This is a genomic window from Limnobacter sp. UBA3528, from assembly GCF_002377005.1.
Lineage (GTDB): Bacteria > Pseudomonadota > Gammaproteobacteria > Burkholderiales > Burkholderiaceae_B > Limnobacter.
Genome location: NZ_DFOZ01000034.1, coordinates 23,538 through 31,716 on the forward strand (window position 1 = coordinate 23,538; position 8,179 = coordinate 31,716).

At 53.1% G+C, this 8,179-nt stretch carries 9 protein-coding genes; all 9 read right to left on the bottom strand.

The genetic code is table 11. The features are described from left to right. Positions 1–6: 6 nt before the first annotated feature. Positions 7–930, bottom strand: a complete 924-nt coding sequence (gene rfaE1, locus B4N58_RS10665) for a D-glycero-beta-D-manno-heptose-7-phosphate kinase (protein ID WP_008252746.1) — start codon at positions 928–930, stop codon at positions 7–9. 13 nt (positions 931–943) lie between these two features. Further along, positions 944–2,164, bottom strand: coding sequence for a lipopolysaccharide assembly protein LapB (gene lapB, locus B4N58_RS10670; RefSeq protein WP_008252747.1), 1,221 nt, complete (start codon positions 2,162–2,164; stop codon positions 944–946). After that, entirely contained in the window at positions 2,154–2,495 is a 342-nt protein-coding gene (locus B4N58_RS10675; RefSeq protein ID WP_291749033.1) for a lipopolysaccharide assembly protein LapA domain-containing protein, read from the bottom strand. The genes lapB and B4N58_RS10675 overlap by 11 nt, the downstream gene beginning before the upstream one ends. An 81-nt stretch (positions 2,496–2,576) precedes the next feature. Next, a complete protein-coding gene (locus tag B4N58_RS10680; RefSeq protein WP_008252749.1) occupies positions 2,577–2,873 on the bottom strand; it encodes an integration host factor subunit beta in 297 nt (98 codons plus the stop codon). A gap of 56 nt (positions 2,874–2,929) precedes the next feature. Next, positions 2,930–4,633, bottom strand: a complete 1,704-nt coding sequence (gene rpsA / locus B4N58_RS10685; RefSeq protein WP_008252750.1) for a 30S ribosomal protein S1 — start codon at positions 4,631–4,633, stop codon at positions 2,930–2,932. 174 nt (positions 4,634–4,807) lie between these two features. Next, a complete protein-coding gene (gene cmk / locus B4N58_RS10690; RefSeq protein WP_291749037.1) occupies positions 4,808–5,482 on the bottom strand; it encodes a (d)CMP kinase in 675 nt (224 codons plus the stop codon). Positions 5,483–5,487: 5 nt separating this feature from the next. Next, positions 5,488–6,831 carry a 3-phosphoshikimate 1-carboxyvinyltransferase gene (aroA, locus tag B4N58_RS10695; RefSeq protein ID WP_291749039.1) on the bottom strand — a complete coding sequence of 448 codons (1,344 nt, stop codon included), beginning with the start codon at positions 6,829–6,831 and terminating at the stop codon, positions 5,488–5,490. Positions 6,832–6,862: 31 nt separating this feature from the next. After that, entirely contained in the window at positions 6,863–7,750 is an 888-nt protein-coding gene (locus B4N58_RS10700) for a prephenate dehydrogenase (protein ID WP_291749040.1), read from the bottom strand. Then, positions 7,750–8,179 (bottom strand): aminotransferase class I/II-fold pyridoxal phosphate-dependent enzyme (locus B4N58_RS10705; protein ID WP_291749042.1); only part of this gene is annotated, 430 nt, incomplete at its 5' end. The genes B4N58_RS10700 and B4N58_RS10705, both read right to left, overlap by 1 nt.

Below are 8,179 nucleotides of genomic sequence, written 5' to 3' on the forward strand. Positions count from 1 at the left end.
ATTCCTTCAATTCAATTCTTCCGGCAATATCACTGCTGTACCTAGTTTGCCGACCACCACACCGCCTGCCTTATTGGCCAATGCCACGCTGTCGGGCAGGCTCATGCCAGAACCCACTGCACAAGCCAAGGTCGCGATCACCGTGTCACCAGCGCCCGACACATCAAATACTTCGCGAGCCTGCGCAGGCACGTGAAAACTCCCGTCAGCGGTAAACAGCGTCATGCCTTCCTCGGAACGAGTCAACAACAAAGCCCCCAACCTCAAGCGCTCACGCAGGGTTTGGGCTTTTTCAATCAACTGGGCCTCAGTTTTCCAGCTACCCATGACCTGCTTGAACTCAGACCGATTCGGTGTCAATACCGATGCGCCGGCGTATTTCGCGTAATCGTCCCCTTTGGGATCGACCAAAGTAGTTTTGCCTGCCTTTTTGCACAAAGCAATCATTTCAGCCACATGTTCCAGACTGCCTTTGCCGTAGTCTGAAAACAGCACCACATCGTGATTGGCGTACTCCTGATCAAACAACTCCATTTTGGTGGTGAGTTGCTCAGGCGAGGGGCGCTCCTCAAAATCGATTCGTACCAACTGTTGCTGACGGGCAATCACGCGCAACTTCACAGTAGTAGGAAAATTGGGGTCTTTGAGCAAACGCGAACGTACTCCACTTTTTTCAAGCAAGGCCTCAACCGTGTGGCCAGGCTCGTCATTGCCCACCACGCCCATCAAGCACAACTGCGCGCCCAAAGAACTGGCGTTAATTGCGACGTTGGCAGCACCACCCAAACGTTCGTCTTTGGTACCCACCAGCACCACAGGCACCGGAGCCTCCGGGGAAATACGCTCTACATCGCCAAACCAATAGCGATCCAGCATGACATCGCCGACCACCAGAATTTTTGCGTCTTTAAATTGAGACCTGTCGACCATTGTTCAGCCTGTTTTAATGGGTATGAGCTTGTGTATGTGCTGCCTTTTTGGCTGACACCGGGTAAAAATCAAGTTCTTCTGCACGGCGCGGCACAATTGAATCCCAATTGGCACAACCGGGGCATTGCCAGTAAAACTTTTTGGCCTGAAAACCACACGACTGGCAGCGATAGCGCTCCAGGCGCTGAGTGTGTTTGGAGATCAACTCACGCGTCAGGCGTAAGTCTTGCATTCGATCATCGTCAAGCTTGCCACGCAACTGATGCTCAAGCAATTTGTCCAGCCCCAGCAAGCTGGGACGGGCACGCACCTGCTCTCGTAGCAATTCGAATGCTGCAAATGGCCCTTTGGTCTCTTCGACGGCCTGCGCCAATACAAGCAGCAAATCAATGGAGGGGTACATGGTGCAATATTCCAGCAAAGCGGAAATACCCTCTTCTTCGCGCTCAAGTTTCTTGAACGCTGCCCACATATTTGGCCCCACCAAAGGTAAATACCAAGGATTCTGTCGCTCGGCTGCGCGCCACTGGCCAATCGCTTCCTCAAATTGGTTCTGGGTGAAATAAATATCACCTAGCAACAAAGAGGCGCGCACATTCTGTGCGTCGGTTAGCAAAGCATTTTGCAGCTCCGCTTTGGCCTTCAGCAAATCGCCCGCGTCAATAAACTGGGCAGCAAGTTCGCAGTAAAAGTGTGCAATGTCGCCGGCTGGCACCTCAGCACCATATTCACGAAGCTTGTGGGCTTGGGCAATGGCTTTGTCCCAGGCTTTTTCCAGCTCATACAACTCGAGCAACTGGCGTGACGCCTCTGCCTTCATATCTGAGCCTGACAGGCTGTGGAAAGCTTGCTCAGCGCGATCAAGAATACCGGCTCGCAGAAAATCAACCCCCAACTCATAGGTGGCCTTTTCCCGATCTGCCAACGTAATTTGTTCACGTGTTGTCAAAAACTGATGCACCCGAATTGCGCGATCAATTTCACCTTTTTTTCGAAACAGACTGGCCAACGCAAAATGCAATTCAACAGTGTGGGTGTCGATCGCAGCCACCTCCAGAAAAGCATCAATCGCTTTGTCCGGCTGCTCACTCAACAGGAAATTAACGCCCTTAAAATACGAGGCTGGCAGTTGACCGCGCACGGATGCATCTGATCGCTTTTCAAGGCGCGCGGCCATCCATCCCAAGCTGAATATCAGTGGGATAAGGACCAACCACCAGGTTTCAAATTCCATGACTTGGGCCTATCGGCAAAGCTGGCATCGGTTCTTCAACAACAACTGGGGTGTTGCCCTGTGCTTTGAGTTGGCTCAACTCGCGCTCGAGACGTTCCTCATTTTTGGAAGCCACAGAAGCAGCTCGCTTGGCCTTCAGCCAGGACGGTAACAAGGAAATCCATGCGAAAACGGCTCCCAACAGCAAGGCCAGCAACAAAGCCACCACCAACTGAACCTGAATTTCAAGCCCTGGCAACCACTTGACGGTGACTAAATCTGTGTTTCGAATGGAAAAGGTGAGAACAACAAGGAAAAGTGCAAGTCGCACTACCCAGGCAAGTATTTTCAAGGTGGTCCCCTGTTTGTAGTTGGATCAACGCCGATTCATTCATCGGCGTGATGACTCAGGCTTCACCGAAGAACGATCGAATTAACTCTCTTTCTTGGAGTATAAATCAACTCGCTCGCGTAGCTCTTTGCCGGGCTTAAAGTGAGGCACGCGCTTTTCAGGCACAACCACTTGTTCGCCGGATTTTGGATTGCGACCCACACGCTGGGGGCGACGGGTCAGAGAGAAACTACCGAACCCACGGATCTCAATGCGCTGACCTTCGGCCAAGGCTTGAGTCATGGAATCGAGAATGCTTTTGACAGCGAAATCCGTGTCGCGCACAGGCAACTTGGGAAAGCGCTTGACCAGCTGATTGATGAGTTCTGATTTAGTCATTGTTCTTAAAATAAAAAGGCGCTTCCCGAATGGGAAGCGCCACTTCTACAGACTGATTACTGGTTATTACCCAGTTTTGCTTTCAACAGCGCGCCCAAGCTGGTGGTACCAGCAGAGCCAGCGCTTTCTTCAGAGATCTTCTTCATCGCTTCGTCAGTGTCAACCTGGTCTTTGGCCTTGATGGACAAAGCGATTGAACGGGCCTTGCGGTCCACGTTAATCACCATGGCTGTCACAGCGTCGCCTTCCTTGTATGCATTGCGAGCATCTTCAACGCGGTCGTTGGAGATTTCGGAAGCACGCAGGTAACCCTCGATGTCATCGCCCAGATCAACTACAACACCCTTGGCGTCCACAGACTTCACGGTGCCGTTGACCATGCTGCCACGGTCATTGGTGGAAGCGAATACAGTGAATGGGTCGCCAGACAACTGTTTTATACCCAAGCTGATGCGCTCGCGCTCTGTGTCGATGGCCAATACCAAGGCCTCAACTTCGTCGCCTTTCTTGAAACGACGCACGGCTTCTTCACCGGTTTCGTTCCATGACAGGTCCGACAGGTGTACCAGACCGTCGATGCCACCAGGCAAGCCGATGAACACGCCGAAGTCAGTGATTGACTTGATTGCGCCAGACACCTTGTCGCCTTTCTTGAAGCTGGTAGAGAACTCTTCCCAAGGGTTGGCTGCACATTGCTTCATGCCCAGGCTGATACGGCGACGCTCTTCGTCGATTTCCAGAACCATGACTTCCACTTCGTCGCCCAAAGTAACCACTTTCTTGGGATCGACGTTCTTGTTGGTCCAGTCCATTTCTGACACGTGTACCAGGCCTTCGATACCTTGCTCTACTTCAACAAATGCGCCGTAGTCAGTGATGTTGGTAACCTTTCCGAACAAGCGTGTGTCGGCTGGGTAGCGACGTGACAAACCGACCCATGGGTCTTCGCCAAGCTGCTTCACGCCCAAGGACACACGGTTCTTTTCCTGGTCGAACTTCAATACTTTTGCTTCGATTTCTTCGCCAACTGTCAGCACTTCTGACGGGTGACGTACACGACGCCATGCCAGGTCGGTGATGTGCAGCAGGCCGTCGATACCGCCCAAATCCACGAAAGCGCCGTAGTCGGTGATGTTCTTGACGATGCCCTTGACCACAGAACCTTCCTGCAGGTTGGACAGGAGCTTTTCACGCTCTTCACCCATGGTGGCCTCAACCACTGCACGGCGTGACAACACAACGTTGTTGCGCTTGCGATCGAGCTTGATCACCTTGAATTCGAGGGTCTTGCCTTCGAATGGTGTGGTGTCTTTCACGGGGCGCACATCTACCAGTGAACCTGGCAGGAAAGCGCGAATGCTGTTGACCATCACAGTCAAGCCACCCTTCACCTTGCCGGTGATGGTACCTGTAACCAGCTCGCCTGATTCCAGGGCTTGTTCCAGGCTCAGCCATGCGGACAGACGCTTGGCCTTGTCGCGTGACAGCAATGTTTCACCGTAGCCGTTTTCAAGGGCTTCGATAGCCACGGAGATGAAGTCACCGTCGTTGACTTCGATGTTGCCGTGATCATCTTTGAATTCTTCGAGAGGAATGTAGCTTTCGGATTTCAGCCCGGCGTTCACAACAACGTAGTTGTAATCAACACGAACAACTTCGGCTGTGATCACTTCACCTGCGCGCATTTCTTTGCGATTCAGGCTTTCTTCAAACATAGCTGCAAAGCTATCTGGGGCTTGGGTAATTTCAGTTGTGGTCATAAATTTGAGATTTAACACGCCACTGCGGGAGGCAAGGCGGAGTTCAAAAACGCATTTTTCGGGATTGAAAAATACGGCGTTTTATTCAGCGTTCTCAAACCTGCTTAAAAAACGGGCAAAGTTCACCAAATAAGGGATGAGAGTATATCAAGAAAGTCTTTGTTGATCAAGCGTTTAAATGCGCTCTTTGGCCCAGTTGTGGATGGTTTGAAGCACCTGCTCGATTGGCATGGCAGAGCAATCGAGCACCAGCGCATCATCGCATGGCTTCAACGGCGCCACTGCGCGCTCTGAGTCCCGTTTGTCGCGAGCCATCAGGTCACTGAATATGGCTTGAAAGTCCGCCTGTTGGCCGCGTGCCTCGATTTGCTTCACGCGGCGTTCAGCACGCACTTGTGCGCTCGCAGTCAGGAATACTTTCAATACTGAATCGGGAAATACGACTGAGCCCATGTCCCGACCATCGGCGACGAGACCCGGGGCTTGACGAAAGTCCCTTTGCCGCTGAAGCAGGCCAGCACGAACTTCCGGTACAACAGCGAGGCGGGACGCCATGACACCGGCAGCTTCTGTCCTGATGATTTCAGAGACATCTACGCTGTCAAGCAGCACCTGAGTGCCCTGAAAATGCACCGGCAAATTGGCGGCCATGGAAATGATCCGCTCAAGATCAGATTGAACATCTGGATTCAAACCCGCCTGATCCACAGCCACAGCCAACACTCGGTAAATTGCGCCGCTGTCCAGATAGTGAAAGCCGAGCTTTTCCGCCACCAAGGCAGCCACAGTCCCCTTGCCCGAGGCGGTGGGGCCGTCGATCGCGATGACAGGGCAGTTGGGGATGTTCATTGACCTTAACCCTTGCGCACCGATTGAACCTGCATTCCCAGCGAGTTGGCCAGGGCCACAAAACCGGGGAATGAGGTATCTACAGTTTGAGCGCCATGAATGACCATGGTCCCCTCGGCCCGAATGGCTGCAACACTGAAAGACATGGCAATTCGGTGATCGCCCTGTGATTCAATGCTGGTGGCTTTGTATCGTGTGCCGCCAATGTGCCCCAGGCCCTGAATGATCATGCCATCCTCGGTGGGCTCGGCATCAATACCGCACTTTTGAAGACCGTGCGCCATCACGGCAATGCGATCTGATTCCTTCACTCGCAATTCTTCAGCACCGGTCAATATGGTGCGCCCTGTGGCATTGGCTGCCGCCACGAACAACACTGGAAATTCATCAATCGCCAAAGGCACAAGGTGCTCTGGAATTTCAATACCTTTTAGGGCTGCGCTGCGAACTCGCACGTCTGCGACGGGCTCACCGCCCACCTCGGCATGATTGCTCAGTTCGATGTTGGCCCCCATCAGCTTCAGGATATCGATTACACCGGTGCGGGTCGGATTCAAACCGACATGCTTCAACGTAATGTCCGCCTGTGGTGCAATCGAGGCGGCCACCATGAAAAATGCAGCTGACGAGATGTCGGATGGCACATCAATTTTGGTGGCTTTCAAGGTTTGACCACCCTTCACACTGGCTTTGGCGCCATTGGTAATAACTTCAACACCAAAGCCGCGCAACATGCGCTCAGTGTGATCACGGGTAACAGCAGGTTCGGTGACGGTGGTTGTGCCGTCGGCATACAAACCGGCCAGAAGTACGCAAGACTTCACTTGTGCCGAAGCCATGGGCAACACGTAATCAATCGCCTTCAAAGTGGTGCGACCGTGAATATGCAGGGGTGGGCGACCACCCTCTTGTGCTTCAATTCGCGCGCCCATCAGCACCAAGGGATCAATGACCCGCTTCATCGGGCGCTTGCCCAAGCTTGAGTCGCCGGTCAGCATGCAATCGAAATCCTGCCCTGCAAGGAGCCCCGACATCAGGCGCATTGAAGTGCCAGAGTTGCCGCAGTCGAGCACCTGTCGTGGTGCCTTCAAACCATGCATGCCCACGCCATGCACCTTGACTTTGCTCCGGTCCGGACCCTCAATTTGAACCCCCAAGGCACGAAACGCATTCATGGTCGCAAGTGCATCTTCACCTTCGAGAAAGCCCTCCACCTCGGTGATGCCCTCGGCAATTGAACCCATCATGATTGAGCGATGGGAAATTGACTTGTCGCCAGGCACGCGAACCGAGCCGGACATTCTATCCGTGCTGCTGGCGTGAAACTCGATCAAATTCAGATCTGACATAGCAAAATATCCGTTGAATAATTGGACTGACTTAATTCTGTTTCCAGTGACTGCGGTATTCAGATGCCTGAGCAAGAATACGTTCCAGTGTGGCTCGATCATTGCCCTCAATCGCCTTGCGAAGGCTGGCAATATTGGACTCAAAACCACTCAACATACTCAACAAGGCAGCGCTGTTGTTCTGGAAAATGTCGGCCCACATTTCAGGTGAACTGGCGGCAATGCGGGTGAAATCCCTGTAGCCGGCACCGCCCTCTTTCATGAATTCCGCACCTTTGGGGTGCCCCAAAACACTGGCCACATAGCTGAATGCCAACAGGTGCGGCAAGTGGCTGACCGCGCCAAACATTTCGTCGTGATCCATTGCATTCATGGTGCTTAACTTGGCACCAATGGCTGCCCAAAAGATTTCGACTTTTTTAAGACCCGCCGGGTTGGTTTGTGGCAAGGGGCACAGCACGCAATTGCGCCCCTCAAACAGATCGGCAACTGCTGCGGCGGGGCCATGCGATTCACCACCGGCAATAGGGTGTGCCAAAACGAATCGTGCCTTCAAACCAGGAAATTGTGGCTCGAGTTCATCCAGCATGACAGCCACATCCGACTTGGTGCTGCCAGCATCGAAGATCAGGCAATTGGGCGGCAAAGAAGGTAAAAACTGGGTCAGCACTTGCTTGTACTGACGAACCGGGATGGACAAAACCACCACATCGACATTGCGCACATTGGAGTCGCCTGGACCTGCGATGCACTCATCAACAATACCCAAGCGAAGCGCTTCATGGGCAGTTTCAAGTTTGCGGGAATAACCCAGCACATGGCCAACCAGCCCTTTTTTCTTCGCAGCGAGACAAATGGAGCCGCCGATCAGCCCCACGCCGATGGCGAGCATTCGATTAAAGATTGCGCCCTTGGCCATCACGGCGCCTGCAGCGTGGCCAGCGCTTTGGGCAAAGCCACCAAGAAGGCTTCATTTTCATGCGGCAGGCCAATCGACACGCGCAACCACTGAGGCAAGCCATAGCCGTTTACCGGGCGAACAATCACCCCCAAACGCTGCAAGGCATCGAATACTTTCATGCCCGCGTCGTCCGAATTTCCAGCCTTGAACAACACAAAATTGCCGTAGGAAGGGACATATTCAAGACCGAGAAACTTCAGACCGCCCTCAATCTGCTCAAGACCTTTCAAGTTGACTTCGTAGGTTTGTTGCAGGAATTCGACGTCGTCAATTGCAGCTTCGGCTGCCGCAAGTGCCAAAGAATTCACATTGAAAGGCTGACGAACCCGGTTCATAAGGTCTGCCACTTCAACACTTGACACTGCATAGCCCACACGCAAACCAGCC